Consider the following 21229-nt stretch of genomic DNA (forward strand, 5'->3'; position numbering starts at 1 on the left):
CCCGGGCAGCTTCTAGAAGCTGCCCGGGTTTTCTCTTGACAAAAGCAGTATTATGCAATACAATATAGCCACAGTATTTTGTATTGCAAGGTAGGTGATCTCGCTTGATCCCTTCTCAAATGCTCAAAGGAACACTGGAAGGCTGCATTCTGGCGATCATATCCGATCAGGAAACTTACGGTTACGAAATTTCTCAGCAGTTACAGGCCTATGGGTTCGGAAAGATCACCGAGGGCACCATTTATCCCCTGCTGCTGCGTTTGGAAAAAAACGGATGGGTGCAATCGGTTTATCGTCCTTCCGAACTGGGACCAAAACGGAAGTATTACTCCCTTTCACCACAAGGTCAACAGGAGTACCGTCAGTTTGTAGAGCATTACCGCGAGCTGACACAGGCGGTCGACCGTCTGCTGTCCGATCGAAAAAAGGAGGCTGCATCTTTATGAATCGAATTGTGCGTAAAATGATGAAAGAGAACAATCAGCTTTCCGAACTTCTCTCACCGGAAAATCAGGCACTGGAAACCGATATTGTGGTGTACCTGCGAGGTTCCCGCGTCAGTGAATACCAGCAGGAGCGTGTCCGGCGCGATATTCTTCAAATCATGCTGGAAGGGCAGACCCGCGGTGATTCCATGGCAGATGTTCTGGGCGATGGAAAAGATTTTTGCGACGCCTTGCTAGCAGAACTACCTTCCCGCACATGGTTGGAATTCGCCGTCAACGGTCTGGGAAGCGGCGGCCTTTATCTGGGAATTTTAGCCATTATCTGGGCAATTTCCGCTTTGGTGCAGGCACTTGTACAAAACAGCTGGCCATACCTGCCCGTCAGTCTCGGTTCGCTGATCAACTTTCTTTTTATTCCCGGTGCAGCAGGAGCCTTGGTCCTATATATCTGTCGAACTTCTTTTTCAAAAAGTGTTCAGAAAAAAGGACTTTCTTCAGATAAAAAGGCTTTCTTGTTTTTCCTTGCTGCCCTGTTGGTATGCTTGCTCTGCAGCACCTTGCTGCGGGGTGTTGTCTTATTTTCTGTTCCTGCCGTGTGCGCGCCTGTGTTGATTTCCTTGCTCCTCGGGACCTACAAACTCTGCGATATCTGGTTGGATCGGTTCTATACCCAACAGCAGCAATAACCTTTCCGTCCCTCACAGAAACACAAGTGCCGTCGGCTTTCGAAAAGCCGACGGCACTCTGCTGTTATTGTTTATTGCGAAACAAATTTGACTGCTGACCCGTAAGCAATAATCTCGGCAGCCCCCTGCATAATGGACGAGGAAGAGTATCTCACACAAACAACTGCATCTGCATTCAATGCGCGAGCATTCTCCAACATTCTTTCCGTGGCCAATTTGCGCGCATTGTTCATCATTTCATTGTAGGATGTAAGTTCCCCGCCAACCAGTGTTTTCAAAGAATTCATGATATCTTTGCCAATGTGAACCGACTGAACGGTACTCCCCTCAACAATTCCAAGGACCTCATACTTCTTTCCAGGAATTTCATCTGTTGTAGCAATCAGCATCATCATCCTCCTGTTCATTCGGACTTCTCTGCAACGGCTTATTTGACCCCAATTATAAGCGATTCCTTTTCAAAAAGCAAGGCAGAAGCAACGGTTTCTTCTATTACTGCAATCGCTCAATATTGATGATCCTTATGAGAGGAAATCTTTGCGATAGTTGACTCCAAAAAACTCTGCCAACTCCCGAAGCTGATCGTCCTGAATTGTATTACGCCGTGGAAGATGGGCGGTAAGCATGTAGATCTGAGCGGCCTTTTCCACGGTCTCGATCAAGTCAAAGGTCTCATCCATCGTTTTGCCTGCCCCGTAAATACCGTGCATGGCCCAGACCACCAGGCGGAAATCCTTCATCTTAGCCGCAGTGGCCTCGCCGATGGAGGTTGTGCCGCAGAGCATCCAGGGCAACACGCCCACTCCCTCCGGGAAAACTACAATGCACTCCGTACACATCTCCCAAAGGGTGTGGGTGAACTTCTTTTCGTCCAGCTCATGGATATAGTTCATCGCCAGCGTATGGGTGGGATGGGTGTGCATCACCACGCGGTTTTCGGGGTCCACCGCAAGACGCGCAATGTGGCTCATGAGATGGGCCGGGAATTCCGAAGTGAACCGGCCTCCGTCCCGGTAACCCCACAGCAGATCGGCGGCTTGACCGTCCGATGTGATGCGCACCACGCCCAGATTGTTCTCCGAGTCGGCATCCATATTTTTGAAATACTTTCCCGTGCCGGTGACCAGAAACAACCGTCCCGCCAGGGGGGCCGCGTTAAACCCCAGGGGAATGGTGCGCAGAACGACGTTCAGGTCGAGGTATTCCCGCACCTCCCCTTCGTCCAGCAGACAACTGATATTTCCTCCGTTTCGCTCGTCCCATCCAAGGCGGTACATATTCGCCGTAGTCTTTCTCATTTCTTCCATAAATGGAGCATTTAAAATATTATTCATGCCCGTCAGCCTCTTCTTTTCAAAATTTCGTTCTCATATGCCTTCACCCCGGCGAACCACTCGCCGTCGACAGGGACGCCGCATACGCGGCAATACTGCGCCCAGATTTCTCCGAAGGGCAGAGTCTTCTGTTCTTCCTGCAGAATCATCAGCTCCGTCCAGCGATTTTTGTTCTGCAATGCAGTCAGATCCGGGGTGCACAGAGCCATCAGCAGCGCCTTCTGCACATTGCGAAAACCTACGGTCCAGGCGGCGATCCGATTGATGGATGCGTCAAAGTAATCCAGCGCAATCTTCACCCGGCCCTCCAGGCCGCCGCAGCGGACGATTTCCCTGCAGAGTTCCTGGGTTTCGTCATCCAGCCGTACCACATGGTCGCTGTCCCAACGAATGGGGCGGGTGATGTGAAGCGCGATTTCCCGAAAAAAAGTCAGCAGAGCCGGTATCTTGTCGGACACCACTTCGGTAGGATGGTAGTGACCGTTGTCCATCAGCGGGATGCACTTTTCCCGGTTCATGGCGGCGTAGCTGAGGGCGAACTCGGCGCTGCCCACAGTACAGGCCTCCACGCCGATGCCGAACACCTTGCTCTCCACGCAAGGTTTGACCCTGGCGAAATCGTAAGGCTCGGAAAGGATCTCGTCAAGGGCCTCCCGATACCGCATCCGCGGACCCATCCGGTCTGCGGGAATGTCCTTGAAGCCGTCGCCCGTCCAAATGTTCATGATGCAAGGCTGGCCCAGCTCTTCGGCCAGATAGCTGGAGATGCGAATGCATGCCTTTCCGTGGTCGATCCAGAACCGGCGCACCTCTGCTTCCGGAGAAGAAAGGGTCAGGCTCTCGGCCTTGGGATGGGAGAAAAAGGTGGGGTTGAAATCGCATCCGAGCCCCCGCGCCTTGCAAAAATCCACCCACTTTTTAAAGTGCCTTGGTTCCAGCTTCTCCCGGTCCGCCCACTCTCCCTTTTCAAAAATAGCATAACTGGCGTGAAGATTCAGTTTTTTGGTGCCGGGGCAGAGCTTCAGCACCTGATCGATGTCCGCCATCAGTTCCTCCGGGGTCCGTGCACGCCCCGGGTAGTTGCCCGTAGTTTGAATGCCCCCGGTCAGGGGTTTTGCAGGGTCTGTGTCGAAGCCTCTGACATCGTCCCCCTGCCAGCAGTGCAGAGAAACCGGGACACTTTTCAGCCGGGCGATGGCCGCGTCGGTATCGATCCCCAGCGCTGCGTATCTGGCTTTTGCCTGTTCGTAACTCATTGTACCGCCTCCATTTGAATTTTGAGATTGCCCAGGGCCGTGGCCTCGATGGGCAGAGCGATGACGGTTTTGCCGGTAGCCTCTTGTGTCAGACGGTTGAGCCAGACATTTTTAGCTCCTCCGCCCACCACATACAACTTTTCAAAACTGCGCCCGGTGTTGATCTCCAACTCCTGCAGAGCCTGACCATAGCACTGCGCCAGCGAACGGAAAGCACAGCGGAAATAGCCGCCCACGTCCTTCAGCGCACCGCCGGTAGCTGCGTCAAAGGCATCCTTCATGCTTTCCGGCGCCAAAAATCCGGGGGCGTTGGCGTCAACCGACACGTCGCAGTCGCTCTGTTGCGCAGCCTGGACGATTTCTGCAAAACCCAGCCCGTTGCACAATTCTTTTCGCAGCTGGTTGACCAGCCACATGCCCATAATGTTTTTCTGATAACGGTTGTAGCCCACCCCGCCCTCGTTGGACCAGTTGCCTTTTTGGCTGCTTTCGCCGGTCAGCGGACGTGATGTCTTGACTCCCAGCAGAGACCACGTGCCCGACGAAAGATAAGGTTGATTCCCCTCCATGGGGATTCCCTCTACCGCCGAGGCAGTATCGTGGGTGGCACAGAGAACGCATTTTATTCCCTCATATTCCCCCAGAACCTTTCCGGGCCGGGAGAGTTTTGGAAACAGCTGTCGGGGAAAGTCCATTGCTTCCAGAATGCCGTTGTCGTATTCCCCGGTGCAGGTGCTGACCAGTCCGGTGGTGGTGGCATTGGTATACTCCCTCACCTGCGCACCGCACAGTTTCCAGAGCAGATACTCCGGCAGCATCAAAAGGCCGGTGATTCCATCCAGCCGTCCGGATATCTTGTCAGCATAAAGCTGATAGAGGGAATTGAAGCTCTGAAACTGACACCCGGTGCGGCGGTACAACTCCGAAAAAGGCATCCGCCGATGCACCAGCGACACGACTGCTTCGGTGCGTCCATCCCGATAGGCATAGACGGGCAGTACTTCTCTGTCACCTTTCAGAAGAACGTAATCCACGCCCCAGGTATCGATGGAAAGGCTGGCGATGGTCGCAAAGCGAGCCTTAGCCGCCGCGATGCCCTCTTTCACCTCCCGAAACAGGGTCTCCACATCCCACACCAAATGACCCTTCTCTCTGCGCACGCCGTTGGCGAAACGATAGACTTCTTCCGTCTGCATTCTGCCGTTTTCCATCCAGCCCACAATGTGGCGTCCGGAGGAGGCACCGATGTCAATGGCAAGGCAGTATCTCATCTTTATTCCCCCTTGATCATGCGCAAGATGCCACGCAGATAATGGCCGTTGGCCATTTCCAGCAAGCCCTGCATCAGGCCATCTTTCATGCCGCCGGAGATCTGCATGCTGCGAAGAGGAGAGCCTACCGAGGAGGCCATCAGCATGCGAAACTCCGGATTTTCACGGTCTTTCTTGCCGCCAAAGGAGCGAGCGATGGTATGTTCCACCGCCCCATGGAACAGCCGCATCACCAGCGAGGTGTCCTTCATCTCCTCCACGGTGTTGTCCATGGTAAAGCTGCCCTTCCGGGGCGTTTGTGGCACATATCGCCTGCCCAGCATGGTCTCCCATTCTTTTTGGCAGGGCTTGCCCGCGCAGGTCTCGTACCAGCTTCCTGCCTGCCATGCCGGTGGCACCAGTTCTGCGCCCGCCTTTTCGATGACAGCACTCAGGCCGCCAATGTGCACCGTGTAATGCCCGCCGGGCACCCGCCAGCCGTCCTGCCAGAGGGCAAAGTCGCGCTCGTCCAGTGCAAAGGTCACCGTCTCACTTTCGCCGGGCTGCAAAAATACCTTTCGGAAGTTTTTCAGTTCCCGCACCGGGCGGTGCAGCCCGCCGGAAGGCGGCGCAATGTACATCTGCACCACCTCGGACCCGGCCCGCGCGCCGGTGTTTTTCACCGTCACACAAACGGTATCTCCCCCAATGGTCAGGTCGGAATAGGCAAAGCTTGTGTAACTCAGGCCGAAGCCGAAGGGCCACCGCACCGGGACACCCGCCTTGTCATAGAAGCGGTAGCCCACATAGATGCCCTCCTCATAAAGGGCGTCCTTCGTTTTGTCGTAAATCTCCGAAGAGGGCACGTCGCCGTAGACAAAAGGCCAGCTTTCCGCCAGCCTGCCGCCGGGGTCGGCCCTGCCATAGAGCAGGTCGGCCACCGCTTCGCCTCCTGCCTGGCCGGGAAGGCCCATGTAGAGGATGGCCTTAACCCTGTCAGCCCAGGGGCACTCCACCGCGCAGCCGCACAGCAGAACCACAACGGTATTGGGGTTTGCCTGTGCCACAGCCTCGATCATGCGAATGTGCCCTTGCGGCATCCTCATATCTGCCCGATCAAAGCCCTCCGACTCCAAATGGCCGGGCAGTCCCGCGAACACCACTGCCGTGTCTGCACCGCGGGCGGCGTTCGCCGCTTCAAGGAGCAGCGTCTCGGTCGTTTCGCCCCGGTCATCGCAGCCTGGCGCATAAATTGCGCCAGGAAGTGCCTCCAGCGGCTGGCTCAGCCGCAGAGGGTTGATGTGGCTGGAACCTGCTCCCTGGTAACGCATTTGCCGGGCCATCGCACCTACGACGGCAACTTTTGCAGTTGCGTCCAAAGGGAGCACGCCGTCCTCATTTTTCAGCAGAACGGCTCCGGCCTCTGCCGCCTCCCGGGCAAGAGTATGATGAGCACCGTAGTCACAGGCACAGAGTTTCTTCTGCCTTTCTGCCGCCTGCAGTACCAGTTTCAGAACCCGCCGGGCAGAAGTGTCCACCGCACTTTCCGGCAGCACACCGGATTTCACCGCTTTCAGCACATCTTTTTCCATATAGCCGCTTCCTCCGGGCATGTTCAGGTCGCACCCCGCCCGAAAGCCCTCGATACGGTCGTTCATAGCGCCCCAGTCGGTGATCACCATACCATCAAACCCCCACTCCTTGCGCAGGATGCCGGTGAGCAGTTGTCCGTGATCGCTGCAATGGGTGCCGTTGAGCTTGGGATAGGCGCACATCACCGTGGAAGGTTTTCCCTCCCGAACGGCAATCTCGAAGGCAGTGAGGTAAAGTTCCCGCAGGGTGCGCTCGTCCAGAATGCTGTCAGAGTTGAAGCGGCAGAACTCCTGGGAGTTTACCGCGAAGTGCTTAAGGCTGGTAGCGACGCCCCTGCCTTCGGCTCCTCGAATGAAGCCCGCCGCCAACTTGCCCGCCAGAAACGGATCCTCGCTGAAATATTCAAAATTCCGTCCACACAGGGGATTGCGTTTTAAATTTGCCCCGGGGCCAAGCACCAAGCCCACCTGCTGTTCCTTTGCCTCTTCGGCCACGGCGACGCCGATTCGTTCCAGCAGGTCAGGGTCCCAACTGGCGGCGGTGGTCACCTCAGCCGGGAAGCAGGTGGCCGGCCGGGAGGCGTTCACTCCCATCATGTCCGCAGCATTTTCCTGTTTTCGCAGGCCGTGGGGGCCGTCGCACATGAACAGCGAGGGAATGCCATACTTTTCGTATGTCTTCGTTTCCCAAAAACTTCTACCGGAACAAAGCGCAATCTTTTCCTCCAGGGACATCTGCGTCAAAATCATTTCAATCCTGTCCATTCCAGTCCTCCAATCGGATCGGGGCGGCGCAGCCTCGCAGTGTCCCCTCCATCGCCCGGTCCAGGCAGTCCTTTACCGTTTTCAAGTCTTTCCTCGCCTCGGGGATGGTGGGAATGATGAGCCATGTGTGAATCATCCCTTTGCGCAGATACAGTCTGCAGGGATGTCCTTCCGTCTTGAGTTTTTCAAACAGCATCAGGCTGTCATCCCGCAGGACCTCCGACTCCGACGCCCACAGACAAATGGGCGGACAGCCTGCAAAGCTGCCGTAGTAAGGTGCGGCAAAGGAGTTGCGGACAACGGCGCTGTCTTTTATTCCAAGGTAAGCTTCCTGCGTTTCTGTCCAAAGGTCATCCACCATCGCTTCTGTGGCCCGATTTCGGGTATAACTTGGAAATGTCTGATCGAACTGAACACAAGGAGAAAAGCAAAGAGCCGCTGCGGGCATAGGCAGTCCTGCTTCTTTAATCTGAAGAAGGAGCGACAGCACCAGATTCCCGCCGGCGCTTTCTCCCAGAAGGACAATGCGCTCCGGGGCGTATTCTTCCAACAGCGCCCGATAAGCTGCAAAGCAGTCCCGCGGAGCCGCGGGGAAAGGATGCTCCGGGGCCAGGCGGTATTCCGGGGCCGCCACATTAAACCCCAGCTTGGTCACCAGATACCCTGTGAACATACGCCGGGTCTTCACGCTGCCCACCACGAATCCGCCGCCGTGGATGTACAGAACGATCCTGTCCGTAGGATTTCTCGGATGGCTCAGCAACTCTACCGTCACGTCACCCGCCTGCACCTGACAGATGTGAACGGACCGGGGCGCGTTGGCAAAGCGATTCTGTTTTTCCTCCTCAGCCCGCCGAGCGGGATAGTTCTGGTCCTGGCCGGAAACATACCGCCGTTTACCCTTTTTGCAAAAAGAAAAGACCATGCTGTGTGTGATGCTCATGCTGTCCTCCTCTCACATCGGATAGGTAGCGGTACCGGGCCCCTGCTCCCGGACGGAGCCGTCCGGCAGAAGGACCTCTGCCGTACAGTTGACGGGCACAGTCACCGCGAACATCCAGCCCCCGTCTGTCTTTTCCCAGCCGCTCTCACCCGGCTATAGACGCTGTTGTAGGCAGCCTTTGCCCGGGTAAAATGCCCGCCGGGCCGGGGTGTAATGGCAAAGTGATTCTCACCGTCCACCCGGATGCCGCACATAGTGTCAAACAACCACTGGACCACCGCCCCTTGGAATAGTGGTTCAGAGAGGCCACGCCGCCCTGAGCGGTCTTTCCCTCCCAGCTCTCCCAGATGGTGGTTGCCCCGTTTTTCGGCATGGACAGCCAACCGGGTATCTCCTCATTCTCTAAAAGGCGGTAGGCATATTCAATGTCCATGTCTGCCAGAACATAGAGGATGAGCGGGGTGGAAAGAAAGCCGGTGCCCAGCCGCCAGCGATAGTTGTCCAGCGCCCGGAGCAGGCGCTTCTTTGCATAAACGGTCTGTTCTTCGTCCAGCAGCTTCATGTACAAAGGGCGCACCAGCTTTGCCTGACGGTCGGTGTCCAAGTTGTGTTTTTTGCCCCGCACCAGCGCCTGGTAACCCTCTCGCACCTTTTGAGCTGTCACAAGGTATTCTGCAGCGTCTGTCTCACGGCCCAGCACGCCGGCAATCTCGGCCATCCGCTCCATGAGCAGCACGATATAGGCAGTGGTCTCCTCCGGGTGCGGAGAGACAAAATCGGAGATGGCAAAGGGCTTCACGTCCACCGGTTCCGCCCATTCGCCATAGGACTGCCCGTAGTTGGAGATGTATTTGCGATATTTCCGCTGGATGCCGGTGGGGGCACTGGTAAGGTAATGACGGCCCAGCGTGCCGATTTTGTAAAGGGCAAAGCGGCGCATGGCGCCGTAATTTTCCTCCAGAATTTTTCGGTCATCGTAGCGTTTGAATATCTCCCATGGGATGAACACCCCCGCATCGGACCAGCCCGGCGAACCGTCAATGGTGTTCATGTAATGGTCCACGCCGCCCACCGGAGCGATCTGGGTAAAGCACCCGTTTTTGTGCTGTGCGTCCACAAGATCCCACTGAAATTTGCGGGCCATGGAAGCATAGTCGAACAGGTAGCTGGCGGTGGAGCAAAAGATCTGAGCGTCGCCGCTCCAGCCGTGGCGCTCCCGAGTAGGGCAGTCAGTGGGAAGGTCAGCATGGTTGTTCTTGGCGCTCCAGACGGTGTTCTCCACAAATTTGTCCAGCAATGGGTTGGAACTCTCAAAAAATCCCGTGCGCTCCATGTCGGAATACACCGCAATGGCTGTGAAGTCCTCCGCACGGAAGGGCACGTCGGTCTCCACCAGGATGTACTGAAAACCGAAGATGGAAAAGGTGGTCTTATAGTCGTTTTCCCCTTCCCGGCAAGTGTAGTCCACCTGCTGCAGGGGGTGGTGATTTTCTTGTTGGAACACTGGATGTTCTTCTGGGTGAATTCGCCGGTTTCGTCCAACAGCTCGCCGAAACGAAGAAAAATTCTCTGCCCCGCCCGGGCTTTCACCGTGAATCGGGCGTAACCCGCGATGTTCTGACCGAAGTCCAGCACAGTTTTGCCGGCGGGTGTAGTGATGAGGGTAGGCTTGAGCTGCTCGTGCTCGGTCACTGCCACATTGTTAGCAGCAGTGGGAACCACGTTGTGGGTGGTGACTTTCGCCTTTCCCCCGTAGCCGGGGACGCGTGAAGCATCCACCACCTCACCATCCTTGTTGTCAGCAAAGCGGATGGGGCCGTCGCTGCTCCAATCCCAGCTGTCGTCGGTCACGATGGTCCGAGTGCTGCCGTCGGCATGCACAAGTTCCAGCTGAGCCAGCAGCTTTGTCTGCGTTCCATACTGGTTTTTTAGTCCCCACGCACCGCAGGAGCCGCGGTACCAGCCATCGGCAAGCTGCACGGTCAACTCGTTTTCGCCCTGCCGCAGCAGCCCGGTTACATCCCAGGTCTGATACTGCACCCGCTTGCGGTAATCCGTAATGCCAGGCGCAAGTATCATATTGCCCACGCGGATTCCGTTCAGCTTCGCTTCATAGAGACCGCAGGCAGTGATGTACAATCGGGCCTTTTTCACCCCGGAAACAGAGAAGATTTTGCGCAAACAGTCTACGGGATAACGCCGTTTTTTGTTCACCTTGTAGTCACCCGTGATCCAGTCCGCCTGCCAGTGACCAATGCCGGTCTCAAAAGTGGCCGCCGCCCAGGGACCGGGAACACCGCTTTCATCCCAAAGACGCACCTTCCACAGCACCTTCGTTTTTGCGGGGACAGGGCTGCCCCCCCACTCTGCCCGCATGGAATTGCTTTCCACCTTGCCGCTGTCCCACAGGGGTGTGCCGCTGTCATCGACAGCCACAATTTGAAAAGCAGTCTGTCTCTCTCCCTGATCACAGTTCCAGAACAGCCGGGGCCGGGAGATGTCGATACCCACCGGATTTGTCAGATATTCCGTTTTCAGCCGGATCGCATTCACGCTTTTTGACCCCCTTCGCCTTTTTCACGGCGGGACTTGATCTCCGCCTGCTTTTTGCCGATATTCTTTTCCACGCTGAGGAAAATCAGCAGCACAGTCAGGATGATGCCGGTGAACACCTCCAGGCCTACGAAGCCAAAGATGATGATGTTCTGCACGGAAGCAGACTGGCTGACTGCCTGGGTCACGCCATCCACCATCTCGGGGGCCACATAGCCTGCCCCCGCCAGCCATCCGTTGAACACACCGGTGCACACGCCCACCATGGCCACGGCAATGATGTTGTACACCGACATGGCAATGCCGTCAATGCGGAAGCCGGTCTTCCATTCCAGATGATCCAGCACGTCTGCGAACAGTGCCATGAACACATAGGAGCAGGGCAGGCCTCCCACATTTTTGATATCCAATACGAGGCGATCTGTAATCACAATGATGCTGTTGAATACAACCTTGTCATTTTTATCGTGCAGGTTAGACAGGTGATGTGCCAGCCAAGAAATAGAGTTGGATTTTCCGCTTCCTGCACTGTGCTGAATCAGATAATTGTGACCAGTTCCGTTTGCGTAAACATCGGCAACGAGCTTACGGACCACATCCAGCTGGTGGTAACGTGGGAAGATCATAACAGACTTTTTGGGATTCTTTTTATCTTCCTGCAAATGAATAAATCGCTGTACAATGTCCAGCAGGCTGTCTTTTTGCAGGACTTCTTCCCACAGATACGAAGTCCGGTAGGTACTGTTCCCAACAGGGTTTCCCTTGCCGCCGTTGTTTCCCTTATTGAACGGCAAAAAATAGGTATTGAGGCCATTGAGCTTTGTGGTCATCCACACTTCTTCGGTATCCACGGCAAAGTGAACCAGGCATCGGGCTTTGAACGAAAGCAGAAGTTCTCTGGGATCACGGTCTTTCATGTATTGACGCTTTGCATTTTCGACAGTCTGACCGGTGATCGGATTTTTCAGTTCCACCGTCGCAACAGGCAGACCATTGATGAACAGCACAACATCTATGGAGTTCTCATTTTTTAGGCTATAATGTACCTGCCGGGTGATGGAGAGAATGTTCTTCTCGTAAAGTGCCTGACTGGTTTGGTTCATGCCGCTGGCAGGCTTAAAATAGCACAGGGATAGTTTAGCGGGAGCATCTACAACGCCATGCCGCAGCACATATAATGTTCCGTATGTATCAAGATCACGATACAGCTTCTTCAGAAAACCCGTTTCCACATTCTCGCCGTGTTTTCTGCACAGCTTTTCCCATTCTACGGGCTGGCTGTCTTGAAGAAACCGAAAGAGCTGCTTGGTGTCTATGGCAAATTCACGATTATAGTCATGGGGATTCCCTTTGATATATCCGCCGTGGTCAAGCAGGCTGTATTCAATCTCTTGTTCAAATGTAATTTCTTTGGTTTCGATTGCCATTATTGACCACCTCCTATCAAAGTACAAATCCAGGGGATCAGCCCAACCATACCGCCAATCATGGCCGATATGACAGCAATCCGCCATTCCCGCCGTGAGAGTTTTCTTTCGGCTTTTTTTGCAGCCTTTTTGTTAGTGAAATAATTCTGACCATCCACTGTGAGGGACAGATAGTATGGAATGTTGTCAGCCCACTGTATGTGGACATAACCACATTCTCTCAGCTCTCGAAATGTATCCCGGAGCAGGGTATCCTGCTGCATGGATAATCCATCAAACCGCTTGCTCCAATAAGCTGCATTGTCCTGACCACTGGCCTGGAGGTCGATAATTTCTTTCAGCAAAGTTTCGCCTTGCGGTGACAATTCTTGATAGTTCATTCTACTGCCACCTTTCCGGTTACCACCTCAGAAATGACGCTTTGGCGGTATTCCTTTAGTTTTTCGATTTGTTGCTGAGTGAGAGAAATCAATTCATCAATATCTTTCACACGCTTGTCCAGATAAGCTACAATTTCATTCTGTTCTTCCAGAGGAGGCACCACTGCTGGAATTTTGAAGAAGTTCACAGGATATAAGCGCATCCGGTGTTCTGCAATGCCTGTGGAATAATTTTTGAAAATTTCCATGTACATCGGTGTCTTGAACAGGTAGTACAGGTACTGAGGATTTACCTCTTGCCTCGGATAATAAATGCAGTATGCAGGAGAGATCACGCCGTCATATCCAGAGATGCCATAGCTGCCATCTTTTGCTCGCATGATATTCATGACCAGGTCGCCTTTTCGGACAACCTTATACCCTTCGGTAGTTTCTGCCGGGGCAACGGTGGCAAGGTTTAGCTCCTCTGCCTGCGATTGCAAAATCACACCAAGATATTTGGTAACACTGAGTAAAACGGCGTCCTGTTCTGCGCACTTAATGTTCCGTTCAGCAAAAAGTTGATGATTAGTAAGAACTTGCCAGTGGGCAGGAACTTGCCCAAGCCAGCTTATACCGGTATCCTTTGTTGCAGAATTGCTATCCAATCCTTTTGTAACAGTCTCAGCAACAATGGATGTGCTTGCTTCTTGTAAGCGTTCAATAAGAGATTGTTTTTCGTTGATTAAATTAGATATGGTATTCACACAACCATCAAGATATTCTGAAACTTTCCTTTGAACACTTAAAGGTGGTAGAGGTATCTTTATTCGGTTCATTGCCGATTGCGTCAATTTGTTGAGGATCGCTCCATTTATATATTCTTTATAATCGACAGCATTAAGTGCATAAACAATATATTGGGGGTCAGCATTCTGATTTATTCGCAGTACATGGATGTGATTATTTGCCCATATAGGTTCAGTAATGTGAAAAGCAACAGGGCGTGTATGGTCAAAAAAGGGGGCGCCATCCTCACCTAATAGAACGAGTTCTTCGTCGAACAATGCCCTATCAACATAATCAACAATATTGCCTGCTCCCCAATACGGAATACTTCCTTGCATTTCGGAACGCAAGCCAGTTTCAACCGGAACCCTTTTCCCGTCAAGACATTCAATTACATAGCGTAGCTGTGAAAGGTTCCATGTGGCTGGAATATCACCAATCCAAGAAACTCCGCTATTTTTGTAAGCCGAATAACTCTTCATTCGGAAAACACCTCCACCAATCTGGTTCGGATGCGTTCCTCCAAAGCCTTAATTTCTTCCATAATCACAGAACTGTGACGCAGCGGAGTGAATTTGTAGAAATAGCGGGTAAACGGAATCTCATAGCCGATTTTGGTCTTGCTCTCGTCAATCCAGGCATCCGCCACAAACGGCAGAACCTCACGACGGAAATATTCGTGGATGTCTTCCTTCAACGGCACCATTTCGTAGTCACGAAGGGAGGCATCTGCTTTTTTATTGCCTTTGCGGTCGATTAGTGGCCAACGATAAATTCTGTAACGCCATATTCCAAAATGTGCTGCGCAACAGCTGCATACAATGCCGGGTAAATTGCCTCCGATGTTTCCCTGTGCCCGATGAAAAAACAGCTTTTTCCGTTCAAAGTTCTCCCCTCCTTTGTAGTTGTGTTTATCGTTAAAATTATACGATGTGAATGATTAAATCACAACGATTTATCAAAGTATAATTTACGAAGAACACAAGCAAAGGAGTGATGCAGGTGAAGGATATTCTCTCGGTTATAACCGCGTATCGGGAGGAACGGGGCTGGACAGAGTATCAGCTTGCAGAACGCTCCGGTTTGCCGCAATCTACGATCTCCTCATGGTATCGTAAGAACATGGTTCCTACCATTCCATCCCTGGAGAAAATCTGTACAGCCTTTGGCATTACGCTGTCTCAACTGTTTGCCGAAGAAGACTCACCTGTTTCCTTGACTGAGGCGCAGAAAAAGCTTCTGGAACGCTGGTCAAGACTAAGCGAAGAACAGCAGATCGTTGTATTTGCTTTGATTGATAAGATGTAAAAAATCCGTCAGAGGCGCATCCTTTAGAGTGCTGCTTCTGGCGGATTTTCTTTGCCATCAATCTAACGGAGTTTTCTTTGTTACTACTTTTAGATATAATTCAGGGTCTCCATTCAAAATCAGTTCGGCATAGGCCAGTGGATCATTGTAGATCAGCCAGTCCAGCTCTGATCGCTGGTACATACTGTTCGCCACCTCGTTCTCCACGGCGGTGCAGTCAATGGAGAGCAGCGTCCCATCATCCAGGCGCAGTTCCACGCAGGCGGTATCCAGGGTGAACTCGCAGGACAAAATCTTTCTCACAGTCGTTACCTCCCAATACTTGAATTTCAGTTGATTTCCAACAGCGGCACAAAGGCCGTTTCGGTTGTTTTAGTTATCGGCAAGCAATGCGTGTGGATAGCCACACACAAATCCGGCAAGCAATGCGTGTGTTAATACACACTCTCATTTCCTGCCGTCTGCTTGTTGAGGGCAGCGCCCCCAAGCCCCTTTTGAACACAGAATTTCATTCTGTGGCTGCGCGTTCTCCGAACGCTTTGTTAGTCTGTACACGGTGCTCCGTTTTGAGGCATGGGGGTGCGTGAATCGCGCACCCCTTTTGTTGATATAGAACACCCTGAAACAGCGTTCTTCTCTTTTCCTCTGCCAGCAAAAACAGGAGCGTGGCACGCTCCTGTCCCTGCCGACAAGAGAATATGATTAGTGGTGTCTCACCATCGGAAATCCGGGAATACCCCGCGCTTGTCCAGGTATTGCTGACGGGCCTGTTCCCGTTCTTCTTCGGTGGGCGCGGTTTTATATTTTGCATACAACTCATGCCGCACCAGTGCGTCCAATTTCTCTTCCAGACCCTGGCGGATTTCTTCGGCACAGTCATCATCATAGGCCAAATGGTACTCCACCAAAGCCACAAAAAGCTCATAGGGGATTTGTACATTTTTCATATTCTTTTCCTTCCGCGACGGTTGCGACGATAGCGACGGTGTTTTTGACGGTATCATTTTCACCGTCGCGACCGTCGCTATCGTCGCGCTCCTTATTCTTCGGTCACTTCATAGGCCGTCGATTCTACCAGCATATAGGTCAATTTTACCCGCCGCCCGGAGTGTCTGGCCTTGTTTTCATAGCCCACATGGTACTCATCCAGCAGCCTGCCGGACTTGACATTCAGGTACTTGGTGAGAGCGTTGGGGGCCATTCCCGTTTGGATGGCTTCTGCCAGTTCGGACGGAGAACCGACCCATTCCCGGCACTCGGCGGAAACCAGCTTTGCCACTGCTTCCAGCACCGGGTCCGGCGGCTCTTTATACAGCTCGTTTTCCATGCGTTCCAGATTCCAGATCTGGGTCTGGGGGTCCTTCTTCAAGTAGAGGATCTGATCCGGCTGATCCCGTCCCACCACCTTGATGGTGGCGTCCAGCTCCGTGCGTTTTTTCTTCTGCATCAGCAGCGAACCGTCCGCACAGCCCAGCAGCCCGGTAGTGCCGGAAATCGTCTCAAAGGAATCGTCCGCCCGCTGTTTTCTGGTGTGGTGGACGGTCAGCACACAGATACAATGCTGGTCCGCAAACTGCTTGATCCTGCCGATGATGTCATAGTCGCTGGCGTAGCTGTATGCCTCGCCGCCCAGCTCCCGGATTTTCTGCATGGTGTCGATGATGATGAGTTTGGTGTCCGGGTGCTCCCGCATGAAGTTTTCCAGCTGTTCGTCCAGTCCGTTCCCGATTTTCCCGGCAGCGGTGGCGAAGTGGAGATTGGGGGTATCGTTCACGCCATACATCATAAACATCCGGCTCTGGATGCGCTGAAAATCATCTTCCAGCGCAAGGTAGAGCACGGTTCCCTGGTGGACCTTGTAGCCCCACAAGTCCTGCCCGGTGCTGACATGGTAGGCGATCTGGGCCACCAGGAAAGACTTGCCGATTTTGGGCGCTCCGGCAAGGATATATGCCCCTGCATAGAGCAACCCTTCCGCCACCGGCGGCCTGCTCTTATAGGTGGTCTGGAACAGCTCCGTCATGGTGAGCGTATGCAGGTATCGGGGGTCTGCCATGCGCTGCATCCTGCGGTACATTTCTTCCAGGTGCTTCGGGGAATTTACAATTTCATCGTTGATTTCTTCCCCGGAAACGGGTATACTAACTTTGAAATTTGTAGAGATTGACTGCCCATCATCTGCGCCAACAGATGAGCCCTGGGCGGTCATTTTCTTTTTATCATCGGTCATAGGCAAAATCCTCCTGCATCCCGTTCATAATGGTGGCGATCATACGGATGGTGTCCAGCAGCTCGTCGTTCACGCTCTCCCCGGCCTCGATCCGGCGCAGCTCGTCCAGTACAGCGGCCAGCTGGTCCCGCAGGGCCTTGTAGACCCTGGGGTTGCCCTGGACCACCACATCCCGTTCCAACAGCCGCCGGATGATGTAGTCCTGCTTGGTGAGGCCGGTGAGCTTCACCAGGGCTTCCAAATGGAGATCTTCCTCCGCCGACACCCGAAAAGCCACCGTCTTGTTCCTCCAGCGGTTGTGGTTGTCATAGTTCTTCTTGGACATTTTCTTACACTCCCTTCTCATTTTTCAGCGAATCCAGCTTGTCGGCCATTTCCACCTGGCGGGTGGGAAACAGATGGGCGTAGCGGTAGGTGATGTCGATGCTCTCATGCCCCACGCGCTCCGCGATGGCCAGGGCGGTAAAACCCATGTCGATCAGTAAACTGATGTGACTGTGTCTCAAATCGTGTATGCGAATCCTTTTCACCCCCGTTTGCTTGCAGCCACGGTCCATTTCCCGGTGGAGATAGCTTTTGCTGATGGGAAACATCCGGCTGTCCGGCTCCACGCCGTAGAGCTGCTTGAGGTAGTCCTGTAACTCGTCACAGAGGAACTGGGGCATCTGAATCACCCGGTTGCTTTTGGGCGTCTTGGGGGTAGTGATGACATCCTGCTTGTTGAGCCGCTGGTACGACTTGTTGATGGTGAGGGTGCGTTTCTCAAAGTCGAAGTCCGCCGGGGTCAGGGCCAGCAGCTCGCCCTCCCGGACACCGCACCAGTAAAGCACCTCAAAGGCGTAGAAGGACAGCGGCTTGTCCATCATGGCTTCGGAGAATCTGGTGTACTCATCCCGGGTCCAGAACAGCATCTCCTTCCGTTCCTCCGCCCCCATGTTGCCTGCCTGCCGGGCCGGGTTGAGGTTCAGGCCGTAAAACCGGGCAGCGTGGTTGAAGATGGCGCTGAGCTGATTGTGAACCGTTTTCAGGTAAGTTTTGGACAAAGGCTTGCCGTGACAGTCCCGCATTTCCCGGATCTCATTTTGCCAGCGCATGATGTCCTTGGATGTGATCTCCGACAGCTTCCGCTTGGCAAAATAGGGCAGGATCTTCTTCTGGATGATGCTCTCCTTGGTGCGCCAGGTGTTGAGCTTCAGCTTGGGCTTGATGTCCTTCTCATAGAGGGCAACGAAGCTCTCAAAAGTCATGTTTACATCGGCCTGCTTCTCCATCAGGAACTCCCGTTCCCATTCCAGCGCCTCCCGCTTGGTGGCAAAGCCGCACTTGAGCTTCTGCTGGCGCTCACCCTTCCAGTCGGTGTAGCGGAACTGCACATACCAAGTGCCGTTGTCCTTGTTCTTGAAAGCTGCCATAGATTACTCCCCCTTGCCCGCCGTCTCGGTTCTCGTGCCGTAGAACTTCTCGTGGAAGAACTTGCGGTCGATCCGGCCGGAAATGGTGATGCAGCCGGTTTTCGCCAGTTCCTCATTCATCTGCCGGATAAGCTTGTAGGCGTAGGGCACGGATACGCCCAGCTCCTCGGCCACTTCATTGACGCGCATAAAAATCTGATTTGCCATGGTAAATCCCTTCCTTTCTTTGTTGTTGGTGACTGCGGCCTGCAAGTGTTGTGTTTCATAAATGCCTCCTTACTTATGTCCGCCACTTTTTTTCGATTTCGCAACCAAAAATCTGACGGTCCATTCGATTTGTTATATTGTCTAAGCTTATCCGCTTAGTATCCTTATAATACTATACATATAAGCTTAGTTCAAGCCTTTCAGAAGAAATATTGTTAAATAAATTTGCTTAGATTATCTTGACAAAACTAAGCAAATATGCTATGTTACATATAAGAACAACCATAGATGGGAGCTGGATGTATGGCGATTGGCGAACGGATTCACTTTTTCCGTCTCCTGCGGGGGATGACACAAAAATATCTCGGTATGGCGCTGGGCTTCCCGGAGAAGTCTGCGGATGTGCGCCTTGCTCAGTACGAAACAGGGTCAAGAACCCCAAAGGCAGACCTTACCGCTGCTCTGGCCCAGGTACTGGATGTCTCGCCCCATGCCCTCTCCGTCCCGGATATAGACTCCTATGTGGGGCTGATGCACACCCTGTTTACCCTGGAGGATAACTACGGGCTGAAAGTCACAGAGCAGGATGGTGAGCTTGCCTTGCAGGTAGATTTCCGCAAAAATAAGGATGCTGCCCGGCTGCACGAGATGCTCTGGACCTGGCGGGAACAGGCGGCCAAATTGGAGGCCGGAGAGATCTCCCAGGACGACTATGACCGCTGGCGTTACCACTACCCGGAGTACGACGGCAGCCAGATCCGCGCCAAGATGCCGCCGGAGGGTCTGATCTGAACCTCTCACTTGTAGGCCACGGGAAAGCCCGTTTGTTGCACAAAATCAGAAAATTCAGATAAATGAGAGCAAAATAAAAAAGGTCTAACTGATCAGCAAAAATCAGTTAGACCTTTTACTTATGAATAAAAAGATGAGGATTTTCAGGCTACTCGCAAGCCACCCGATTTTTTGTTTCAAACGCAATAAATCGGGATTTGACGAGTGCTATCAATCTGCTATCAAATGGGGAATCTGAAAATCAAAAAGTCAGTGTTTTCAAGGGTTTGCGGGCCCTCATATCCACTTTTTGCTTATTCCCACTCAATGGTCGCAGGAGGCTTTCCGGTGCAATCATACAGCACACGATTGATATGCGGCACCTCGTTGACAATTCGGCTGGTCACTTTACCCAATACTTCCCAGGGGATCTGAGCGCTCTCTGCCGTCATGAAATCCGTAGTGGTCACCGCGCGCAAGGCAATGGCATAATCATAGGTACGCTCGTCACCCATCACACCCACACTGCGCATATTGGTCAGCGCCGCAAAATACTGGCCCAGTTCGTCGGCAATCCCTGCATTGGCAATCTCCTCGCGATAGATTGCGTCCGCATCCTGCACCATTTTAATTTTTTCCGGCGTCACTTCACCGATGATGCGAATTGCCAAACCAGGTCCCGGGAACGGCTGGCGATTGACCAGATACTCCGGAATTCCCAGCTCACGGCCGGCTTTGCGCACCTCATCCTTGAACAGATCACGCAGCGGCTCCACAATTTCTTTGAAATCCACATAATCGGGCAGTCCGCCCACATTGTGATGGCTTTTGATGACTGTGCTCTCGCCGCCAAAACCGCTCTCTACCACGTCCGGATAAATGGTTCCCTGCACCAGGAAATCCACTCGACCGATCTTCTTGGCTTCTTCCTCAAAGACACGGATAAATTCTTGACCGATGATTTTGCGTTTGTTTTCGGGTTCTTCTACACCCGCCAGTTTGTCGTAAAAGCGCTGCCGTGCATCCACACGTACAAAGTTCAGATCATAAGGACCATCCGGGCCGAAAACAGCGCTGACTTCTTCGCTTTCATTCTTGCGCAGAAGACCGTGGTCCACGAAAACACACGTGAGCTGACGGCCGACTGCTTTGGCAAGCATAACCGCAGCCACCGAAGAATCCACGCCGCCGGACAAGGCACACAAAACTTTGCCATCACCGATTTTTTCACGAAGAGCGCGAACAGTATTCTCCACAAAAGAATCCATCTTCCAGGTTCCTGCGCAGCCGCAAACCCGGTAGACAAAGTTCGAAAGCATTTTGGTGCCTTCCTGCGTATGCAGCACTTCCGGATGGAACTGCACCGCATAAAGGTTTCTCTCCGGGCACTCTACCGCAGCTGCCGGACAATTGTCCGTATGCGCAGAAATCGTAAAGCCCGGTGCAACCCGCTCAATGTAATCATTATGGCTCATCCAGCAGACCGTTTTCTCATGAACATCTTGGAACAACTTACTGGAAAGATCCACCGTTACTTCGGTTTTTCCATACTCGCGCTCGGGCGCAGGACACACATGCCCACCCAGAAGGTGCATCATCAGCTGAGAGCCATAGCAAATTCCTAAAACAGGAATTCCCTGCTCAAACACTTCGGGGCTGATTGTGGGGGAATCCTCCAGATAAACGCTGTTGGGTCCGCCGGTAAAAATAATTCCCTTGGGCTGTTTTTCGCGAATGGCTTCCAGTGCCTTGGTGTAAGGCACAATCTCACTGTACACGTTGCATTCACGCACACGCCGTGCGATCAACTGATTGTACTGGCCGCCGAAGTCGACCACAAGGATTGTTTCTGTCATAACATCCTCCTTCAACACGCTTTGCGCGGATGATTCTATTTCCTT

22 protein-coding genes and 2 pseudogenes are annotated in these 21229 nt (G+C 53.2%); 4 read left to right on the forward strand and 20 right to left on the reverse strand.

The features are described from left to right. Window positions 1-119 precede the first annotated feature (119 nt). Both WMO24_RS10525 and WMO24_RS10530 read left to right on the forward strand, forming a co-directional pair. Entirely contained in the window at window positions 120-446 is a 327-nt protein-coding gene (locus WMO24_RS10525) for a PadR family transcriptional regulator (protein WP_349216401.1), read from the forward strand. Continuing rightward, window positions 443-1132 (forward strand): DUF1129 domain-containing protein, encoded by a 690-nt coding sequence (locus WMO24_RS10530; RefSeq protein WP_349216402.1) that lies wholly within the window; start codon window positions 443-445, stop codon window positions 1130-1132. The genes WMO24_RS10525 and WMO24_RS10530 overlap by 4 nt, the downstream gene beginning before the upstream one ends. 71 nt (window positions 1133-1203) lie before the next feature. On the opposite strand, the gene WMO24_RS10535 is transcribed toward WMO24_RS10530, so the two are convergent. From WMO24_RS10535 to WMO24_RS10595, 13 genes and pseudogenes are all read right to left on the reverse strand, one after another. Further along, window positions 1204-1521: a YbjQ family protein gene (locus tag WMO24_RS10535; protein WP_349216450.1), complete on the reverse strand. Its 318-nt coding sequence runs from the start codon at window positions 1519-1521 to the stop codon at window positions 1204-1206. Between the two features lie 132 nt (window positions 1522-1653). Then, window positions 1654-2466 carry a rhamnulose-1-phosphate aldolase gene (gene rhaD / locus WMO24_RS10540; protein WP_349216403.1) on the reverse strand — a complete coding sequence of 271 codons (813 nt, stop codon included), beginning with the start codon at window positions 2464-2466 and terminating at the stop codon, window positions 1654-1656. A 5-nt stretch (window positions 2467-2471) separates the two neighbouring features. Then, a complete protein-coding gene (locus WMO24_RS10545) occupies window positions 2472-3722 on the reverse strand; it encodes an L-rhamnose isomerase (protein WP_349216404.1) in 1251 nt (416 codons plus the stop codon). Beyond that, a complete protein-coding gene (locus WMO24_RS10550; RefSeq protein ID WP_349216405.1) occupies window positions 3719-4993 on the reverse strand; it encodes a rhamnulokinase in 1275 nt (424 codons plus the stop codon). Before WMO24_RS10550 ends, WMO24_RS10545 begins: the two co-directional genes overlap by 4 nt. 2 nt (window positions 4994-4995) lie before the next feature. Next, complete coding sequence (locus WMO24_RS10555) at window positions 4996-7329, reverse strand: glycoside hydrolase family 3 C-terminal domain-containing protein (protein ID WP_349216406.1); 2334 nt, start codon at window positions 7327-7329, stop codon at window positions 4996-4998. Then, window positions 7316-8272, reverse strand: coding sequence for an alpha/beta hydrolase (locus tag WMO24_RS10560; protein WP_349216407.1), 957 nt, complete (start codon window positions 8270-8272; stop codon window positions 7316-7318). The genes WMO24_RS10555 and WMO24_RS10560 overlap by 14 nt, the downstream gene beginning before the upstream one ends. 12 nt (window positions 8273-8284) lie before the next feature. After that, window positions 8285-8407 (reverse strand): annotated as a pseudogene (locus WMO24_RS10565) (hypothetical protein); the annotation flags it as partial. Window positions 8408-8417: 10 nt separating this feature from the next. After that, a complete protein-coding gene (locus WMO24_RS10570; protein ID WP_349216408.1) occupies window positions 8418-9605 on the reverse strand; it encodes an alpha-L-rhamnosidase-related protein in 1188 nt (395 codons plus the stop codon). A gap of 95 nt (window positions 9606-9700) precedes the next feature. Further along, window positions 9701-10825: pseudogene (locus tag WMO24_RS10575) on the reverse strand (family 78 glycoside hydrolase catalytic domain); the annotation flags it as partial. After that, window positions 10822-12252 (reverse strand): type I restriction endonuclease, encoded by a 1431-nt coding sequence (locus WMO24_RS10580; RefSeq protein WP_349216409.1) that lies wholly within the window; start codon window positions 12250-12252, stop codon window positions 10822-10824. The gene WMO24_RS10580 and the pseudogene WMO24_RS10575, both read right to left, overlap by 4 nt. Further along, window positions 12252-12632, reverse strand: a complete 381-nt coding sequence (locus WMO24_RS10585) for a hypothetical protein (protein WP_349216410.1) — start codon at window positions 12630-12632, stop codon at window positions 12252-12254. The genes WMO24_RS10580 and WMO24_RS10585 overlap by 1 nt, the downstream gene beginning before the upstream one ends. Further along, window positions 12629-13882, reverse strand: coding sequence for a restriction endonuclease subunit S (locus WMO24_RS10590; RefSeq protein ID WP_116722342.1), 1254 nt, complete (start codon window positions 13880-13882; stop codon window positions 12629-12631). Before WMO24_RS10590 ends, WMO24_RS10585 begins: the two co-directional genes overlap by 4 nt. Then, window positions 13879-14106 (reverse strand): hypothetical protein, encoded by a 228-nt coding sequence (locus WMO24_RS10595; RefSeq protein ID WP_349216411.1) that lies wholly within the window; start codon window positions 14104-14106, stop codon window positions 13879-13881. The genes WMO24_RS10590 and WMO24_RS10595 overlap by 4 nt, the downstream gene beginning before the upstream one ends. A gap of 290 nt (window positions 14107-14396) precedes the next feature. On the opposite strand from WMO24_RS10595, the gene WMO24_RS10600 reads away from it, so the two are divergent. Beyond that, a complete protein-coding gene (locus WMO24_RS10600; protein WP_349216451.1) occupies window positions 14397-14708 on the forward strand; it encodes a helix-turn-helix domain-containing protein in 312 nt (103 codons plus the stop codon). Between the two features lie 57 nt (window positions 14709-14765). Here the strand turns inward: WMO24_RS10600 and WMO24_RS10605 are convergent, their stop codons facing one another. The 6 genes from WMO24_RS10605 to WMO24_RS10630 all read right to left on the reverse strand — a co-directional run bounded on the left by WMO24_RS10605 (window position 14766) and on the right by WMO24_RS10630 (window position 18557). Beyond that, window positions 14766-15011 (reverse strand): DUF6061 family protein, encoded by a 246-nt coding sequence (locus WMO24_RS10605; protein ID WP_349216412.1) that lies wholly within the window; start codon window positions 15009-15011, stop codon window positions 14766-14768. Between the two features lie 410 nt (window positions 15012-15421). Beyond that, window positions 15422-15655 (reverse strand): complexin-2, encoded by a 234-nt coding sequence (locus WMO24_RS10610; protein ID WP_349216413.1) that lies wholly within the window; start codon window positions 15653-15655, stop codon window positions 15422-15424. Between the two features lie 92 nt (window positions 15656-15747). Next, a complete protein-coding gene (locus WMO24_RS10615; RefSeq protein WP_349216414.1) occupies window positions 15748-16938 on the reverse strand; it encodes an AAA family ATPase in 1191 nt (396 codons plus the stop codon). After that, a complete protein-coding gene (locus WMO24_RS10620; RefSeq protein WP_349216415.1) occupies window positions 16928-17263 on the reverse strand; it encodes a plasmid mobilization protein in 336 nt (111 codons plus the stop codon). Before WMO24_RS10620 ends, WMO24_RS10615 begins: the two co-directional genes overlap by 11 nt. Window positions 17264-17267: 4 nt before the next feature. Next, window positions 17268-18350, reverse strand: a complete 1083-nt coding sequence (locus tag WMO24_RS10625; RefSeq protein ID WP_349216416.1) for a site-specific integrase — start codon at window positions 18348-18350, stop codon at window positions 17268-17270. A 3-nt stretch (window positions 18351-18353) separates the two neighbouring features. After that, window positions 18354-18557 (reverse strand): DNA-binding protein, encoded by a 204-nt coding sequence (locus WMO24_RS10630; protein ID WP_349216417.1) that lies wholly within the window; start codon window positions 18555-18557, stop codon window positions 18354-18356. A gap of 303 nt (window positions 18558-18860) precedes the next feature. Between WMO24_RS10630 and WMO24_RS10635 the strand changes: the two genes are divergently transcribed. After that, entirely contained in the window at window positions 18861-19349 is a 489-nt protein-coding gene (locus tag WMO24_RS10635) for a helix-turn-helix domain-containing protein (RefSeq protein ID WP_349216418.1), read from the forward strand. 293 nt (window positions 19350-19642) lie between these two features. Here WMO24_RS10635 and guaA read toward each other — a convergent pair whose 3' ends face one another. After that, window positions 19643-21184: a glutamine-hydrolyzing GMP synthase gene (gene guaA, locus WMO24_RS10640; RefSeq protein WP_349216419.1), complete on the reverse strand. Its 1542-nt coding sequence runs from the start codon at window positions 21182-21184 to the stop codon at window positions 19643-19645. Window positions 21185-21229: the final 45 nt, after the last annotated feature.

The organism is Ruthenibacterium intestinale (assembly GCF_040096265.1).
Lineage (GTDB): Bacteria > Bacillota > Clostridia > Oscillospirales > Ruminococcaceae > Ruthenibacterium > Ruthenibacterium komagatae.

What these genes read in the sequence shown, in the direction of transcription:
- WMO24_RS10560 (WP_349216407.1), bottom strand. Translation starts at nt 8,272, where the DNA reads ATGAGCATCACACACAGCATGGTCTTTTCTTTTTGCAAAAAGGGTAAA.
- WMO24_RS10615 (WP_349216414.1), bottom strand. Translation starts at nt 16,938, where the DNA reads ATGACCGATGATAAAAAGAAAATGACCGCCCAGGGCTCATCTGTTGGC.
- WMO24_RS10570 (WP_349216408.1), bottom strand. Translation starts at nt 9,605, where the DNA reads ATGGAGCGCACGGGATTTTTTGAGAGTTCCAACCCATTGCTGGACAAA.
- WMO24_RS10635 (WP_349216418.1), top strand. Translation starts at nt 18,861, where the DNA reads ATGGCGATTGGCGAACGGATTCACTTTTTCCGTCTCCTGCGGGGGATG.
- rhaD (WP_349216403.1), bottom strand. Translation starts at nt 2,466, where the DNA reads ATGAATAATATTTTAAATGCTCCATTTATGGAAGAAATGAGAAAGACT.
- WMO24_RS10595 (WP_349216411.1), bottom strand. Translation starts at nt 14,106, where the DNA reads ATGGTGCCGTTGAAGGAAGACATCCACGAATATTTCCGTCGTGAGGTT.
- WMO24_RS10600 (WP_349216451.1), top strand. Translation starts at nt 14,397, where the DNA reads ATGCAGGTGAAGGATATTCTCTCGGTTATAACCGCGTATCGGGAGGAA.
- WMO24_RS10550 (WP_349216405.1), bottom strand. Translation starts at nt 4,993, where the DNA reads ATGAGATACTGCCTTGCCATTGACATCGGTGCCTCCTCCGGACGCCAC.
- WMO24_RS10530 (WP_349216402.1), top strand. Translation starts at nt 443, where the DNA reads ATGAATCGAATTGTGCGTAAAATGATGAAAGAGAACAATCAGCTTTCC.
- WMO24_RS10580 (WP_349216409.1), bottom strand. Translation starts at nt 12,252, where the DNA reads ATGGCAATCGAAACCAAAGAAATTACATTTGAACAAGAGATTGAATAC.
- WMO24_RS10610 (WP_349216413.1), bottom strand. Translation starts at nt 15,655, where the DNA reads ATGAAAAATGTACAAATCCCCTATGAGCTTTTTGTGGCTTTGGTGGAG.
- WMO24_RS10590 (WP_116722342.1), bottom strand. Translation starts at nt 13,882, where the DNA reads ATGAAGAGTTATTCGGCTTACAAAAATAGCGGAGTTTCTTGGATTGGT.
- WMO24_RS10585 (WP_349216410.1), bottom strand. Translation starts at nt 12,632, where the DNA reads ATGAACTATCAAGAATTGTCACCGCAAGGCGAAACTTTGCTGAAAGAA.
- WMO24_RS10630 (WP_349216417.1), bottom strand. Translation starts at nt 18,557, where the DNA reads ATGGCAAATCAGATTTTTATGCGCGTCAATGAAGTGGCCGAGGAGCTG.
- WMO24_RS10625 (WP_349216416.1), bottom strand. Translation starts at nt 18,350, where the DNA reads ATGGCAGCTTTCAAGAACAAGGACAACGGCACTTGGTATGTGCAGTTC.
- WMO24_RS10620 (WP_349216415.1), bottom strand. Translation starts at nt 17,263, where the DNA reads ATGTCCAAGAAGAACTATGACAACCACAACCGCTGGAGGAACAAGACG.
- WMO24_RS10535 (WP_349216450.1), bottom strand. Translation starts at nt 1,521, where the DNA reads ATGCTGATTGCTACAACAGATGAAATTCCTGGAAAGAAGTATGAGGTC.
- WMO24_RS10555 (WP_349216406.1), bottom strand. Translation starts at nt 7,329, where the DNA reads ATGGACAGGATTGAAATGATTTTGACGCAGATGTCCCTGGAGGAAAAG.
- WMO24_RS10545 (WP_349216404.1), bottom strand. Translation starts at nt 3,722, where the DNA reads ATGAGTTACGAACAGGCAAAAGCCAGATACGCAGCGCTGGGGATCGAT.
- guaA (WP_349216419.1), bottom strand. Translation starts at nt 21,184, where the DNA reads ATGACAGAAACAATCCTTGTGGTCGACTTCGGCGGCCAGTACAATCAG.
- WMO24_RS10525 (WP_349216401.1), top strand. Translation starts at nt 120, where the DNA reads ATGCTCAAAGGAACACTGGAAGGCTGCATTCTGGCGATCATATCCGAT.